At 72.4% G+C, this 14,349-nt stretch carries 11 protein-coding genes; 3 read left to right on the plus strand and 8 right to left on the minus strand.

The features are described from left to right. Positions 1-32: 32 nt before the first annotated feature. From M1P99_RS06395 to moeZ, 5 genes are all read right to left on the minus strand, one after another. A complete protein-coding gene (locus M1P99_RS06395; RefSeq protein ID WP_304451741.1) occupies positions 33-3,479 on the minus strand; it encodes an ATP-dependent DNA helicase in 3,447 nt (1,148 codons plus the stop codon). Beyond that, on the minus strand, positions 3,472-6,618 hold the full coding sequence (locus tag M1P99_RS06400) for an ATP-dependent DNA helicase (protein WP_304451742.1): 3,147 nt from the start codon (positions 6,616-6,618) through the stop codon (positions 3,472-3,474). The genes M1P99_RS06395 and M1P99_RS06400 overlap by 8 nt, the downstream gene beginning before the upstream one ends. A gap of 62 nt (positions 6,619-6,680) precedes the next feature. Then, positions 6,681-7,007: an MGMT family protein gene (locus M1P99_RS06405; protein WP_304455596.1), complete on the minus strand. Its 327-nt coding sequence runs from the start codon at positions 7,005-7,007 to the stop codon at positions 6,681-6,683. Between the two features lie 688 nt (positions 7,008-7,695). Beyond that, positions 7,696-8,076, minus strand: coding sequence for an SPW repeat protein (locus tag M1P99_RS06410; protein WP_304451743.1), 381 nt, complete (start codon positions 8,074-8,076; stop codon positions 7,696-7,698). 141 nt (positions 8,077-8,217) lie between these two features. Further along, positions 8,218-9,381 (minus strand): adenylyltransferase/sulfurtransferase MoeZ, encoded by a 1,164-nt coding sequence (moeZ, locus tag M1P99_RS06415; RefSeq protein ID WP_304451744.1) that lies wholly within the window; start codon positions 9,379-9,381, stop codon positions 8,218-8,220. A gap of 287 nt (positions 9,382-9,668) precedes the next feature. On the opposite strand from moeZ, the gene M1P99_RS06420 reads away from it, so the two are divergent. From M1P99_RS06420 to M1P99_RS06430, 3 genes are all read left to right on the plus strand, one after another. Further along, positions 9,669-9,884 carry a hypothetical protein gene (locus M1P99_RS06420; protein ID WP_304451745.1) on the plus strand — a complete coding sequence of 72 codons (216 nt, stop codon included), beginning with the start codon at positions 9,669-9,671 and terminating at the stop codon, positions 9,882-9,884. Positions 9,885-10,067: 183 nt separating this feature from the next. After that, positions 10,068-10,709 carry a TetR/AcrR family transcriptional regulator gene (locus M1P99_RS06425; RefSeq protein ID WP_304451746.1) on the plus strand — a complete coding sequence of 214 codons (642 nt, stop codon included), beginning with the start codon at positions 10,068-10,070 and terminating at the stop codon, positions 10,707-10,709. 317 nt (positions 10,710-11,026) lie between these two features. Next, positions 11,027-11,818, plus strand: a complete 792-nt coding sequence (locus tag M1P99_RS06430; RefSeq protein WP_304451747.1) for a hypothetical protein — start codon at positions 11,027-11,029, stop codon at positions 11,816-11,818. A 79-nt stretch (positions 11,819-11,897) separates the two neighbouring features. Here M1P99_RS06430 and M1P99_RS06435 read toward each other — a convergent pair whose 3' ends face one another. The 3 genes from M1P99_RS06435 to M1P99_RS06445 form a co-directional block, all read right to left on the minus strand. Then, positions 11,898-12,140 (minus strand): hypothetical protein, encoded by a 243-nt coding sequence (locus M1P99_RS06435; RefSeq protein ID WP_121180647.1) that lies wholly within the window; start codon positions 12,138-12,140, stop codon positions 11,898-11,900. Positions 12,141-12,390: 250 nt separating this feature from the next. Continuing rightward, positions 12,391-12,702, minus strand: coding sequence for a DUF6401 family natural product biosynthesis protein (locus M1P99_RS06440; protein WP_304451748.1), 312 nt, complete (start codon positions 12,700-12,702; stop codon positions 12,391-12,393). Positions 12,703-12,863: 161 nt separating this feature from the next. Beyond that, a complete protein-coding gene (locus M1P99_RS06445) occupies positions 12,864-13,559 on the minus strand; it encodes a ferritin-like fold-containing protein (protein WP_304451749.1) in 696 nt (231 codons plus the stop codon). Positions 13,560-14,349 lie beyond the last annotated feature (790 nt).

The following is a 14,349-nucleotide window of genomic DNA, read 5'->3' on the forward strand; positions in this document are numbered from 1 at the left end:
ACGCGAAGAGCGGGCCACGGTCGGCGGCGGCCTCAGCCGGGTTCGGGGACGGCCGCGATGAGCGCGGCCAGGCCGTCGGCGTCCAGCAGGTCCGCCGGGCGCACGGTCTCCCCGGCACTGACGTAGTGGAAGGCGGCGCGCACGTCCTCCAGGCCGACCCCGGCCAGGTCCGACCAGGCCAGCCGGTAGGCGGCGAGCTGAACGCCCACCGCCCGGCGCTCGGCGTCGTTGCCGGGCGGGCGCCCGGTCTTCCAGTCGACGACGTCGTAGGCGCCGGTCTCGGTGTCGTGGAAGACCGCGTCCATCCGGCCGCGGATGAGGCGGTCGCCGATGACCGTCTCGAAGGGCACCTCCACCTCGACGGGGATCCGCGCGCCCCATTCGCTCTCCTCGAAGCGCCGCTGCAGCTCGGCGAGGTCCTCGTCCTGTCCCGCGGTCTCGTCCGCGGCGCCGGGGAGCTCGTCGAGGAGCGTGGCCTCGTGGCCGAAGCGCTGCTCCAGCCACGTGTGGAAGGCGGTGCCCCGGCGGGTGTGCGGGGCGGGCGGACGCGGCAGCGGGCGCCGGATCTGGCGGGCGAGCGCCTCCGGGTCGCGTGCCAGCCACACCATCGACGACACCGACAGGTGCGCGGGCAATTCGACCTGGACCGGCCCCTGCCCGGGGCCGGACGCCTCCTGGTGGCGGTGCGCCAGCAGGAGTTCGGTGTCGCGCTCCCATCCCTGGAGGCGGCGGCGCAGGCCGGCCGGGGCCGGTGCGCCCACCTCCTGCTCCCCCGCCAGGAGGTGGGCCCGCGCCCTCTCGACCAGGGCGGCGCCCGCGGCGATCTGCGCCCGGCGGTTCGCACGCGGGTCGGGGGCCCGCTCCGGGCCGTCCGTCCCGTCGCCGACGGCCCCGGGCGTGTCCGCGGCCGCGGGCTCCTCCGGCGGCCACACGGCGGAGTCGTCCTCCTCCTCGTGCGGGTTGGTCGTCTCGGGGTCCGGTGGCGGGTCCCAGCGCGCCACGGTGCCGGACCCCTCCTCGCACGCCCGTCTGACCTCCTCCAGGAACTCGGAGGGGCCGCGGGGCGTCGTGCCGGTACGGCCCCACCAGTGCCCTGTGCACACCAGGGCGAACGACGCCCGGGTGACGGCGACGTAGGCCAGCCGCCGCTCCTCCATGCGGTGGCGGGCCTCCTCCTCCGCCTTGAACGCCGCGATGTCGTCCTTGCCGACCCCGCGCAGGACCGGCAGGCTCGCGCGGTCGCCGCGCAGCGGGTAGGGCAGCAGACGGTCGGCCTTGACCCAGGCGAGCGAGTCGCGGGCCTTGGCGGGGAACAGCGGCGCCGTCTTTCCCGCGCTCACCCCCGGCACCACGACGACCGGCCACTGCAGGCCCTTGGCGCCGTGCATCGTCATGAGTTTGACGCTGTCGGAGCCGCCGACCCGCTCGCCCGGCGCCAGTCCGCTCTCGTTCTCCTCGGCCGCGTTGAGGTAGCTGAGGAAGCTGCCGAGCGTGGGGTCCTCGCTGTTGCCGACGAACCGGACGGCGTGGTCGACGAACGCGTCCAGGTCGGCCCGCGCCGAGAGCGGGTCGCGCCCGGAACGCGCCCCCACCTCGATGTCCAGGCCCAGCATCCGCTCGATCTCGGTGACCAGGTCGGGCAGCGGCTGGCCGACGAGCTTGCGCAGGGACCGCAGCTCGTCGGCCAGCAGCCCGAGCCGCTCGTAGGCGGTCGCCGAGTAGTTCTCGGCGGGGCCCGGGTCGTCCACGGCGTCGACGAGGCTGCCGCTCTCGGCGGTCAGGTCCAGGACGGTCCGGCGCAGCAGGTCCTCGCCGGGGCCGCCCTCAACGGACGCGTCCGGCGCGGTTGCGTCAATGAGGTCGCGGCGGGTGTGCCGGGCCAGCTCGGCCGCGCGCGCCCCCAGGGCGGCCAGGTCGCGCGGTCCCATCCGCCACCGGGGCCCGGTCAGCAGGCGTGCCAGCTCGTTGCCCGCGGAGGCGTCGTGGACCACGCGCAGCGTGGCGATGATGTCGCGGACCTCGGGCACGAGCATGAGGCCGCCCAGGCCCACGACCTCCACCGGGATGTCCAGTGCCTCCAGGGCCTCGCGCAGCGGCGGGAACTGCGCCCGCTTGCGGCACAGGATCGCGATGTCGCCGGGGCTGGTGCCGCCGTCCTCCGCGCCGCCGGTCTCCCCCTCGGGCCAGGCGAGGAAGTCCGGCGCCGTGTGGGCGCTGCCGGGCTCGCCGGGTTCGGCGTGCACGAGGCTGTACACCTGGTCGGCGATCCAGGCGGCCTCCTCGGACTCGGTGTGGAACAGCGCGGTGACGGTGGTGCCCCGGCCGCGCCTGGCCGGGCCGGGGTGCAGGACGGGCACGTCACGGGCCTCGGCCCGCAGCGGCTCGGCGATGCGGGCGGCGACTCCGAGGATGCGCTCGCCGTTGCGGAAGCTGGTGGACAGGCGGCGGACCGGCGCGGGTCGGCCGGGGCCGGCCGGGAAGTCGGTGGGGAAGCGGGTGAGGTTCGCCGCGATGGCGCCGCGCCACCCGTAGATGGACTGGCAGGGGTCGCCGACCGCCGTGACCGCGTGGCCGTCGCCGAACAGCGACCGCAGCAGGACCAGCTGGGCGTGGCTGGTGTCCTGGTACTCGTCCAGGAGCACCACGCGGTACCGCCCGCGCTCGATGAGCCCGACCTCGGGGTGGTGCTCGGCGATGCGCGCGGCCAGCGCCATCTGGTCGCCGAAGTCCATCGCCTCGCGCACGTGCTTGGCGTGGTTGTAGCGCTCCACGAGCGGCAGGAGCTGCTCGCGGCGCAACTGCGCCTGGACGAGGTCGCGGGTGGGCGCCGTGGGCTTCTTGGGCAGCGCGTCCACGCCCGACTGGATCCAGCGGCCGACGCCGCGCACCTGGTCGGTGGTGGTGAGGTGGTCGGCGATCTCGCCCGACAGGTGGAGCACCCTCTGGGTGACGGTGTCGGCCCCCACGGTGATGAGGTCCATGGGCCCGTCGTACTCGCCGACCACGCGGGCGGCGATCTGCCACGACTGGCCCTCGCTGAGCAGGCGGGCGGTGGGCTCGACCGCCTCGCGCAGGGCGTGGTCGGCGACGATGCGCCCGGCGTAGGCGTTGTAGGTGGACACCGTGGGCTCGCCGTCCAGCAGTTCCTCGGGGAACTGCTCGGTGGCGCGGAGCTGCTCCAGGCGCTTGCGGACGCGTTCGGCGAGCTCGGCGGTGGCCTTGCGCGTGAAGGTCAGGCCGAGCACGTGTTCGGGGCGGACCAGGCCGTTGGCGACCAGCCAGACCACGCGCGAGGCCATCGTCTCGCTCTTGCCGGAACCGGCGCCGGCGATGACCACCCCGGGTTCCAGGGGCGCGGAGATCACCTCGGCCTGTTCCGCGGTCGGTTCCGGCTGGCCGAGCAGGCGGGCCAGCTCGGGCGGGGAGAAGCGGGGCAGGGGCGGCCGGTCGGCGGCCTCCTCCGTGCGTGGTTCAGACATGTCGGCCCTCGTCCTGGACCGGGCAGCAGGCGCGCACGGCGCACGACCTGCAGCCCTTGTTGCGGGTGGCGGTGAAGCGGGAGCCTCCCATACCGGTGGCGACCTCGCGCACCAGGTCCTGGGCCCACCCGGGGTCGGGGTCCTCCCCCAGGGGCGGTTGGGGCTGTTCCCGCGCCGCCTTGATCTTCTCGCCGACCTGGACGAGCGAGGCACCGCCGGGCTCGGTGAGGCCGAGCTTGGCGAAGGCGCCCTTGAGCACGGCCATCTGGTACACCCCGAGCTGGGGGTGGCGCTCCAGGTCGTCCGCCTTGGCGGCGCCGGTCTTGATGTCCACGACCACGGCGCGGCCCTGGTCGTCGCGTTCGAGGCGGTCGACCCGGCCGGTGATCTCGATCCCGCCGACGTCGACCTTGAAGCCCTCCTCGGTCACGACGAGTTCGCGGTCGTTGGCGGCGTCCCAGGCGACGAGCTTGCGGACCATCTCGTCGGCGCGCTCGCGCTGCTTGTGGGACTGCCAGGGCCCGCCGAAGTCCAGGTCGGACCAGATCTCGTCCATGCGCTCGCCGATCTCGTCGGCGCTGCTGCCCTGCGCGACGAGAACTGCCACGGCGTGCACGACCGTGCCCAGGGCGGAGGCGGAGTCGCCGGAGGAGGCGCCCGCGGCGCGCTCCAGCAACCAGCGCAGCTGGCAGTTGGTGAAGCTGTCCACCTGGGAGGGCGAGACCCGTACGCGCGCGTCCTCCCCCGCCAGGGGGCGCTCGTCGGTGAAGGGGGTCAGCGCGTACCACTCGGAGGGGTCGGCACCGCGCACGCCCTCCTCGGCCAGGCGGGCCAGGTGCGCGGCGGCCGCCTCCCGCAGGGGCTCGGGCGCCGAGAGGTCGGTGACCACCGAGCGCAGGTCGGCCACGAGCGCGGGAAGGGACAGCCAGCGGCGGCCGGTGTTGACCGGCTCGGGGTCGCCCGTGCCCATCTCCGCCAGGAAGCGGGAGGGGCGCTCGTCGGTGTCCTCGCCGCCCACGGCGGTGACCACGAGCGTGCGGCGGGCCCGGGTGAGGGCCACGTAGAACAGTCGGCGCTCCTCGTCCAGGAGCTTGGAGGCGAGCGCCGCCCCGGAGGAGTCGGCGGCGTGCACGTCGGCGTCGACGAGTTCCTCGACGCCGAGCAGGGAGCCGCGCAACCGCAGGTCGGGCCACTCCCCCTCCTGGACGCCGGCGACGACCACCAGGTCCCACTCCAGGCCCTTGGAGCGGTGCGCGGTGAGGATGCGCACCGCCTCGCCCTCGGGCGCGCGCTCGGCGAGGCTGTCGCCGGGGATCTCCTGGGCGGCCAGGTCCTCCAGGAAGCCGGCGGGCGCTCCGGGCGGCAGGCGGTCGCAGTAGCGGGCGGCGCTCTCGAAGAGCGCGACCACGGCGTCGAGGTCGCGGTCGGCGACGGCGCCCCGGCGGCCCCCGGCCAGACTGGCGCGCAGCAGGCGGTCGGACAGCCCGCTGTCGCGCCACAGCTCCCACAGGACCTGTTCGGCGTCGGCGCCCCGGGCGGCGAGGGTGCGCACGGTACGCAGCGCGGCGGCCACCCGGGTGGCGGGCGCGGCGACCTCGGGATCGACCAGGGCCAGCTCGCGGGGGTCGCGCAGGGCGTCCACGAGCAGTTCGGAGGAGGGCCGGTAGCCGCCGTCGCCCTCGCGGGCACGGTCCAGGTCCAGGCGGCGCAGGGCGCGCAGCAGGCGGCGCAGGCGCACCGAGTCCGCCTCGCCGAAGGGGCTGGTGAGCAGGTCGCGGGCGGCCTCGTCGTCGAGCCGGTCGGGGGCCAGGCCGTAGCGGATGAGGGCGAGCATGGGCCGTACGAGGGGCTCGGCGGCCACCGGGATGTCGTCCGAGCCCACGACCACGGGGACCGAGGCGGCGGTCAGCGCGCGGCGCAGGACCGGCAGCTGGCGGGCGGAGGAGCGCACCAGGACGGCCATGTCCGACCACGGCACGCCGTCGACCAGGTGGGCGCGGCGCAGGGTGTCGGCGATGACCGCGGCCTCCTGGGTGGTGCTCTCCGCCAGCATGACGCGCACTTCGCCTTCGGGTACGCCGTCGGCGGGTTCCAGGTCCCGGTGCTCGTTGACGTGTCCGCCGGGAGAGGGGACGGCGGGCAGGCGGCGGGTGAGGGCGCGCGAGGCGGCCAACAGCCCGGCGCCGCTTCGGCGGCAGGTGCGCAGGGCCACCACCGGTGCGGGGTCGCGCTCCCGGGTGGGGAAGCGGTGCGGGAAGTCGAGGATGTTGCCGACCTCGGCGCCGCGGAAGGCGTAGATGGACTGGTCGGGGTCGCCGACGGCGATGAGGTCCCGGCCGTCCCCGGCCAGGGCGCGCAGGAGTTCCTCCTGGGCGGGGTCGGTGTCCTGGTACTCGTCGACGAAGACGATCTCGTGGGCGGCGCGCTCGCGGGCCCGCACCCCGGGGTCGGCGAGCATGTTCGCGGCGACCCGCACGAGTTCGGCGTAGTTGAGCGTGGGTACGGGCGCGATGTCGAACCGCCCGGTGTAGCGGTCCAGGAAACCGGCGGCCGCCGTCCAGTCGTCGCGGTCGCGCTCGCGGCCGAGCCGGTCGAGTTCGGCCGGGCCGAGCCCGCGTTCCTGCGCCCGCATGAGGAAGTCGCGCAGTTCCTCGGCGAAGCCGCGGGTCTCCAGGGCCGGGCGCAGGCGCTCGGGCCAGTCGTCGGCGCCGTCGCCGAACTCCCCGGTGAGGAGCTCGCGCACCTCCATCAGCTGCTCGGGGCCGGACAGCAGTCGGGGCGGCAGGTCGCCCATGCGCTGGAACTCGCGGCGGATGAGGGAGTAGGCGTAGCTGTGGAAGGTCAGGGCGAGCGGTTCGCGCGTGGTGCGGCGCAGCCGGGCGGTGATGCGCTCGCGCAGCTCCTGGGCGGCCTTGCGGCTGAAGGTCAGCACGAGGACCCGCGACGGGTCCGCGCCGCGCCAGTCCACGCGGTCCACGACCGCCTCGACGATGGTGGTGGTCTTACCGGTCCCGGGTCCGGCCAGAACCAGGAGCGGACCGCCCTCGTGGTCGACCACGCGTTGCTGGTTGACGTCCAGCACGGGTGGCGGCTGCACCTGGTGGGCGCGCCGGACGAGTCGGTAGCTGGGATGTTCCACGCCCCCAGTTCACCAGAGGACGGCGACCATCCCGGACGCACCGGGACGCTGCCGGGTGCCCCTCAGCCCCGTGAGTGCCCGTCCCATCGGGCCCGGCGCATGTCCACGCGGTCGCCGCCGGAGCGCATCGGGGTGCCCTCGGCGGCGTAGTGGGGCAGCGCCCGGACCTCGTGGCCGGAAGGCGGTCGCCCGTCGGAGCGCACCACCCGCCACCAGGGGACTCCCCCGCCCCAGGTGGACATCACGGTGCCGACCTGGCGCGGGCCGCCCCGGCCCACGTACTCGGCGATGTCGCCGTAGCTCATCACGCGCCCGGACGGAATGTCCTCGACCACGGCGAGGACCTCCTCGGAGTACTCGTCCGGTCCGGCCTCCCCGGCCGCCACCATGCGTTCGGCTGCGTCTGTCACAGCCCGCAGCCTATGTGCCCGGGGTGGGTTGGGGGTGGGTTCGGGGTGGGTTCGGGGCGCTTCACGCCGGGTCCTTCGTCGTCGCCTGCGCCTGCGCTCGTTCCTCGCTCCGGCTTGGCTCCTCCTGCAGGCTCCGGCGCGCCCCTCACCCCTGTGTTTTCTTTGGGCCTCCGCTCGTTCCTCGCTTTGGCCCGGATCAACCCCCCTGGGGTGGCCGTGAGCGCAACCGCTGGCGTCTACCCCCCTGGGGTTGAGGTGGGCTGATCTGTGTACGCCCGACCCCCCGGGGGTTGAGGTCGGCCCAGGGGCGGGTGCGTGGCCATGATGGTCCCCTCGTGGGGTGTCCTGCGTGCGGGACCACTGGGGGTTGGCTCGGGGCGCGCCACCACCTGCACCCACAGGGGGTTGAAGGTGCACACACAGCCCTGCGTGAACCCCAGGGGGTGAAAGGAAGGCCGCTCAATCCGCCTCGACCCCAGGGGGGTCGGCTCGGGGCGCGCCAGTGTTCTGCAGGAGGAGACGGGGCCGCCAGCGAGCCTGCGAGCCAGGCAAGTCGACGACGAAGAACACTGGCCTCCCAGCGCCCCGAGCACGGGCCGAAGCGAGGAACGAGCGGAGGCCCCAAGAAAACACAGAGCGGAGGCCCCGTCTTCCAGGCGCCCGAGCCCTACATCTGGGTGACGTGCTGGGTCCAGGCCAGCTCGGGGTCGCGGCGGCGGGCCCGGGCGGCCATGACCAGGCCGTACACGCCCACTCCGGCGATGGCCGCGCCGAGGATCCATGCCGTCCAGGCGGCCACGGGCTCGTGGGTGAACCCCACCGCCCACGGCAGGATGAAGGCCAGGGTCCCGATGACGACCGCGGCGATCTCGCTCGACACGGCCCCGGGCCTGGTGAGCGACAGGATCGCGGCCACGATGGCGGCCACTCCGAGCACCAGCATCGAGCCTCCGCCGAAGCCGAGCATCCCGTGCCACAGGTAGCTCAGGGCCAGTGCGAGCCCCACGACGACCAGCGCCAGATCCGTCCAGCGTGCTTCCTCACGCATAACGCCACCTCCCAGCAGCGGGCCGCGACCGGACATCGGCTCCACGGCCTCTGTCAGGACTTGTACCCACTCGGACGCGAAACGGCGCCGGAGTCGTCTGACTCCGGCGCCGTCGCGGGAACCGGGTCCCCGGGCGCTCGTCTAGTAGACGGGCAGGCTCGGGTCCACCTGGTTGATCCAGGCGAGGACGCCGCCGCCCACGTGCACGGCGTCGGCGAACCCGGCGGCGTGCACGGCCGCCAGCGCCTCGGCCGAGCGCACGCCGGACTTGCAGTGCAGGACGATGCGCTTGTCCTGCGGCAGCTGCTCCAGCGCCTTGCCGTTGAGGAACTCACCCTTGGGGATGAGCACCGCGCCCGGGATGTTGACGATCTCCCACTCGTTCTTCTCGCGCACGTCCACGAGGAAGACGTCGTCGGGCTTGTTGTCGAGCAGGTCCTTGAGCTCGCCCGCGGTGATCGTGGAACCGGCGGCGGCCTCGGTGGCCTCCTCCGACACGGCCCCGCAGAAGGCCTCGTAGTCGATGAGCTCGGTGACCGGCTCGGTGTCGGGGTCCTTGCGGACCTTGACCTCGCGCCAGGTCATCTCCAGGGCGTCGAAGATGAGCAGGCGGCCGACCAGCGGGTCACCGATGCCGGTGATCAGCTTGATGGCCTCGTTCACCATGACCGACCCGATGGAGGCGCACAGCACACCCAGCACGCCGCCCTCGGCGCAGGAGGGGACCATCCCGGGCGGCGGCGGCTCGGGGTACAGGTCGCGGTACTGCGGCCCGTACTCGTTCCAGAAGACGCTGACCTGTCCGTCGAAGCGGTAGATCGAACCCCACACGTACGGCTTGTTCAGCAGCACGGCGGCGTCGTTGACCAGGTAGCGGGTCGCGAAGTTGTCGGTGCCGTCCAGGATCAGGTCGTAGTCGGCGAAGATCTCCAACGCGTTGTCCGACTCCAGCCGGTCCTGGTGCAGGATCACCTCCGTGTTGGGGTTCACCTCCTTGATGCTGTCCCGGGCGGACTCGGCCTTGGGCCGGCCCACGTCACTCTGGCCGTGGATGATCTGGCGCTGGAGGTTGGACTCGTCCACGACGTCGAAGTCGATGATGCCGAGCGTGCCCACACCCGCGGCGGCGAGGTAGAGCAGCGCCGGGGAGCCCAGGCCGCCCGCGCCGACGACCAGCACCTTCGCGTTCTTCAGGCGCTTCTGGCCGTCCATGCCCACGTCGGGGATGATCAGGTGTCGCGAGTAGCGGCGCACCTCGTCCACGGTCAGCTCGTCGGCTGGTTCCACCAGCGGCGGCAGCGACACGGTGACTCCTCATCTCTGTCTCACGGTGCTCCGCCCCGTCCGTCCCGGAGGCGTCTCCGGGCGAGGGGCCGGGGCGCGAAGCGTGCTTTCACTGATACCCAACCTAACGGGTGGGGTATTGCATTCCCACCCCGGGGAGACCCGCGGCACACCGTGCCCGTCACACCGCGCGCTCGCGGCCCCGCACGTCAGGGCCTGCGGGTTCGTTCCCGCGCGCTCTCCCCGAACGCCGCCGCACGGCCGGGTAGTGTCGTTCGTACGCTCAGCGACGACGTGGGGAGGCCACCGTGGCACAGAACGAACGGCGCGGCAGGACGAGCGGCGGGAACGACGACCCCGAGGTCCCCGAGGCCGACGCCGCCGAGCAGCGCGCCTCCGCCGACGGGGGCGACGACGACTGGATGGCCGCGGCCGCGGAGAGCGCCACCGCGGAGGCCTCCGAGGCCGACGTCGTGGAGCAGGCGCGCGAGGCGGGCACCGACGACGAGGACGAGCACCGCTGACCCGGTCCCGGTCCGCGCGGCCCGGGACCGGCTTCGTCCTGCCCACTCCGAACCTACGCAGGAGTAAGATGGCAGAAAGGCTGTGGGACGGCGGGCCGAACCGAGCCGCGTCGGCACAGCGCTAGCCACGCAGATGTTCGGAGATGGCGCGCATCTGCCATGCCGAGTTCGGAGGGTGTGGGTGTGACAGCTCCTTCAGACGCCCGCGCCCGGGGCACCCGCTTGCCCCGGGTCAGGCGCCGCCGCCAGCTCCTGGCCGCAGCTCAGGAGGTCTTCGTCGCCCGCGGTTACCACGCGGCCGCGATGGACGAGATCGCCGACCGCGCCGGGGTCAGCAAGCCCGTTCTGTACCAGCACTTCCCAGGCAAGCTGGAGCTCTACCTCGCGCTGTTGGAGGAGCACTCCGAGGAGCTGGTCCAAAAGCAGCGGGAGGCGTTGGAGAGCACCGACGACAACCGCCAGCGGGTGATCGCGAGCTTTCGCGCCTACTTCGACTTCGTGGCCGGTGACGGCGAGGCCTTCCGGCTCGTGTTCGAGTCGGACCTGCGCAACCTGCCCGCGGTGCGGGAGAAGAGCGAGCACACCTTCCAGCGCTGCGCGGAGCTGATCGGCGACGTGATCCGACAGGACACGAGCATCTCCGACGAGGAGGCGCACCTGCTGAGCATCGGGCTGGTCGGCATGGCCGAGACCAGCGCCCGCTACTGGCTCAACAACTACGGCGCCATACCGAAGGAGGCCGCCGAGACGCTGGTCGCCCGCCTGGCCTGGCGCGGCATCAGTGGTTGGGACCTGCAGCGCACGAGCGAGGAGCAGGGCTCCTAGGACGCGGGTGGCGGTGACTCGCCCTCGCGGTACGGAACGAACGGGGACCCCCGGGCGCCGAAGCGCCCGGGGGTCCCCGTGTGTGGCGGAACCAGTCGTCCCGGGAGTATTGTCCCCGAATGCGAAACGACATTCCCCCACGGTTTTGTCATGGTTGATTAAATTAAACGCAATACGCACAACACAAGGGCAACAAAAGGTTCGATCCTCGTTCGACGGGTATCGCCGGATTGAGAAGTACGGCACTTCTCCTCGCGTATCCGCATGGGGGGCATTCAGCGCCCTGTCGGAACAAGCGATTCGGGGGTGAAGACGTTATGGACATCGGTCAGGGCCTGACGACGGCCTGGGAGGCGGTCGCGAGCTTCGCGCCGCTGCTGCTCGGATTCCTGGTGATCCTGGTTCTCGGATGGATCATCGCCTGGTTCGTGGGCAAGGGGGTCGGCAAGGGCCTGCACCGCGTCGGACTGGACCGTGCTCTGCACCGCGGTGGTGTGGGCGAGTACTTCGAGCGCAGCCGGTGGGGCGCCAGCGAGCTGTGCGGAAAGATCATCTACTACGTCGGACTGTTGTTCGTGTTCACGCTCGCGTTCAACGTCTTCGGACCGAACCCGGTCAGCCAGCTGCTCAGCGAGGTCATCGCCTGGATTCCGCGCGGCATCGTCGCGCTGGTGATCGTCGTGGTGACCGCGATGCTCGCCAAGGCCGTCCGCGACATCGTCAGCGGCGCCCTCGGCGCCCTGTCCTACGGGCGGATCCTGGCGAACGTGGCCGCTGTCGCCATCCTGGCCCTGGGTGTCATCGCCGCGCTGAACCAGATGGGTGTCGCCACCACCGTGACCACGCCGGTGCTCATCGCCGTGCTGGCCACCGTCGGCGGCATCCTGGTCGTCGGTGTCGGCGGCGGGCTCATCCGGCCCATGCAGTCCCGCTGGGCCCAGTGGCTCGACATGGCCGAGCGGGAGACCTCGAAGATCACGGAGGAGGGCAGCTACCAGGCCGGCCGCGAGGCGGCCATGAGTCGTGCCGCCACGGAGCGCCAGGGGCGCGAGGAGGACGCCGCCAAGGCCGCGGCACGCTCGCGGGCCCCCGGCCAGCCGCCGGTGTAGCCGACCTGCCGCGGGACCGCGTCCGCGGACGAACGGAGGGCGGGGCCGTACGGCCCCGCCCTCGTCGTGTAAGAGCCCGCTACATGAACTCCGAGTCGTTCAGCTCCAGGCGGGAGAGGTGCTCGATCCGGCGGAACGCCAGGACCACGGTGGCGATGATCGGAATGAAGGCCAGCCAGAAGACGATGCTTCCCGGCCCGGTGAACACCATCGACACCAGTGCGACGACGATGATCAGTACGAAAAGCGCGAAGTCGACTCGGTCCTGTTGGATCAGGACGCCGACCGGTGGGCGAGCCGCCCCATGCCGACCGCTCCTCATTCGCATTCCTTTCTCGCGGCTCCGCAGGCCGCTCGCCAAGTTCCGGCGCACGTCCGTTCAGAACCGGCGTGGCACGGTCAATCCCAGGTCGCGTTCCGCGGGGCACGAACCAAACAGTCGAGGTGTCAATGGCGTCACCGATAAGTTCAGCGTACGCCCAGAGCCGACGTTTCGCCGGAGAACCGACAGGGCAGGCGACCACGAGGAACCTCGCGTCGTGGGTCACGGCCGACCCGCGGACGTCACCAACCTAGCGGACGAAGCCCCGGTCCTTGGCCAGGCGGCAGATCGCGAGAATCCGGAGTGTCTCCCAGTCGTAGTCCACCGCCGCGGAGTCCCAACCGCGCTCGAGGCAGCCGTCGATGAATCCGTGCAGGTACGTTCCGAGCGTGTCCGCGTTGAGCTCGCTCCCGGAGGAGACGATGCCCTGGCACACGTCGGCGGCGTGCTGGTCCAGCTCAGCACCGATCCAGGGGTCGAGCGAACCGCTCAGCGGGCCGATCCGGTGGAAGTCACGGGTGAGTCCGGCCAGCGGGTGGCGTACGGAGGTCCCACGGGGCATGGAAGTACCTACTCGCGTGGTCAGGAGACGGGAATCGTCACCGACTATACGATGCCTTGACCAATGAATCGTCACAAAAGTGTTGAACTTGACCTCGCCTTGACACGGATCGCCCCACCGGGCCGGTTCCGATCCGTGGGCCGGTCCGCCCCGGTCGAGGGCTATTCCGCCAGACCCATCGCCTTCAACCGCGCGGCGTGGCGGTCCGTGAGTGAGGCGAACATCCTGCTGACCGCGGCCAGGTCGCCGATCCCGGCGGCGTCGGCGCTCTCCCGCCCCTCCTCCGGTGCCTTCCCGGCCAGCAGCGTCGCCAGTTCCGGCCGGCTCACCGCCACGGCCTGCGCCTGGCTGAGCGCTTCGCCCACCAGGCGGCGGGCCCACAGCGACAGGCGTCCGGCCAGCTTGGGGTCCTCCTCCAGGGCACCGCGCACCGTCTCGGCGACGAACTCGGCCCGCCCGGTCTCGGCCATCACGCCCTCGACCAGGATCCGCGTCTCCTCGTCCGCCAGCTCGGCGACCTTGCGATAGAAGTCACCCGCGATCCCGTCGCCGACGTAGGTCTTGACGAGGCTCTCCAGCCAGCTCTGCGGCTCGGTCCGCTCGTGCCAGAGGTCCAGCGGCGCCACGAAGGGCTCCATGGCCTCCTCCGGATCGACACCGAGCTCCGCCAGGCGGTCGCGCAGGGCCTGGTAGTGGGCCTGCTCCGTCGCCGCGAGCGCGGCCAGCTGGCCCTTGCTCCGCAGGGACGGGGCCAGGCCCGCGTCGTCGGCGAGACGGAAGAAGGAGCCGAGCTCCGCGTACGCGAGGAGCCCGAGCAGATCGATCACGCCGGCAGGGGCGGTGTGGCCTGTGGTCATGCCCGACAGGGTAGCCCGTACGCGCCGACACCCGTCTCGAAGGCCCGCGCCGAAGCGGTCCCGCTCACGAGCACCACAGGGTGGTCGATCGGGCCAGAGCGAGGAAGGGCTGCGCCGCAGGCGTCCGTTGAGGGTGGTGGCGGGCGACGGCGTGGGAACGAGCGGACACACCGGAAGGCGCGAAGGACGCCTCTTCCGGGCGCCCGGGCGGCGGCCCACAGAAGGCACGGCGAGGGCGCCGACGCATCCTGGAGGGCCTGGAGGTGAGTCCGTGAGGAACGAGCGGACACACCGGAAGGCGCGAAGGACGCCTCTTCCGGGCGCCCGGGCGGCGGCCCACAGAAAGCACGGCGAGGGCGCCGACGCATCCTGGAGGGCCTGGAGGTGAGTCCGTGAGGAACGAGCGGACACACCGGAAGGCGCGAAGGACGCCTCTTCCGGGCGCCCGGGCGGCGGCCCACAGAAAGCACGGCGAGGGCGCCGACGCATCCTGGAGGGCCTGGAGGTGAGTCCGTGAGGAACGAGCGGACACACCGGAAGGCGCGAAGGACGCGTCTTCCGGGCGCCCGAGCGGGACTTTTCGCCGCCGAGCGGTGGTTGCACTGTCTGGGAACGGGTAGATCCATGCCGTCCACAACCCGATGAACTGCTATGTCCACACCAGGCATCACCAGCTAGACTCACGGTGATGACCGGCGTGTGCGGAGCAGGATCGGGTATGGCGGCCGAGACCGTGAGAGCCCGGCACCCCGCGACCGCGGGGACACCGCCACCCCTCTCGCCGTGACCG

This window comes from Nocardiopsis sp. YSL2, from assembly GCF_030555055.1.
Taxonomy (GTDB): Bacteria; Actinomycetota; Actinomycetes; order Streptosporangiales; family Streptosporangiaceae; genus Nocardiopsis.

What these genes read in the sequence shown, in the direction of transcription:
- M1P99_RS06395 (WP_304451741.1), bottom strand. Translation starts at nt 3,479, where the DNA reads ATGTCTGAACCACGCACGGAGGAGGCCGCCGACCGGCCGCCCCTGCCC.
- M1P99_RS06430 (WP_304451747.1), top strand. Translation starts at nt 11,027, where the DNA reads ATGGACATCGGTCAGGGCCTGACGACGGCCTGGGAGGCGGTCGCGAGC.
- M1P99_RS06405 (WP_304455596.1), bottom strand. Translation starts at nt 7,007, where the DNA reads ATGGTGGCGGCCGGGGAGGCCGGACCGGACGAGTACTCCGAGGAGGTC.
- M1P99_RS06435 (WP_121180647.1), bottom strand. Translation starts at nt 12,140, where the DNA reads ATGAGGAGCGGTCGGCATGGGGCGGCTCGCCCACCGGTCGGCGTCCTG.
- M1P99_RS06445 (WP_304451749.1), bottom strand. Translation starts at nt 13,559, where the DNA reads ATGACCACAGGCCACACCGCCCCTGCCGGCGTGATCGATCTGCTCGGG.
- M1P99_RS06440 (WP_304451748.1), bottom strand. Translation starts at nt 12,702, where the DNA reads ATGCCCCGTGGGACCTCCGTACGCCACCCGCTGGCCGGACTCACCCGT.
- M1P99_RS06410 (WP_304451743.1), bottom strand. Translation starts at nt 8,076, where the DNA reads ATGCGTGAGGAAGCACGCTGGACGGATCTGGCGCTGGTCGTCGTGGGG.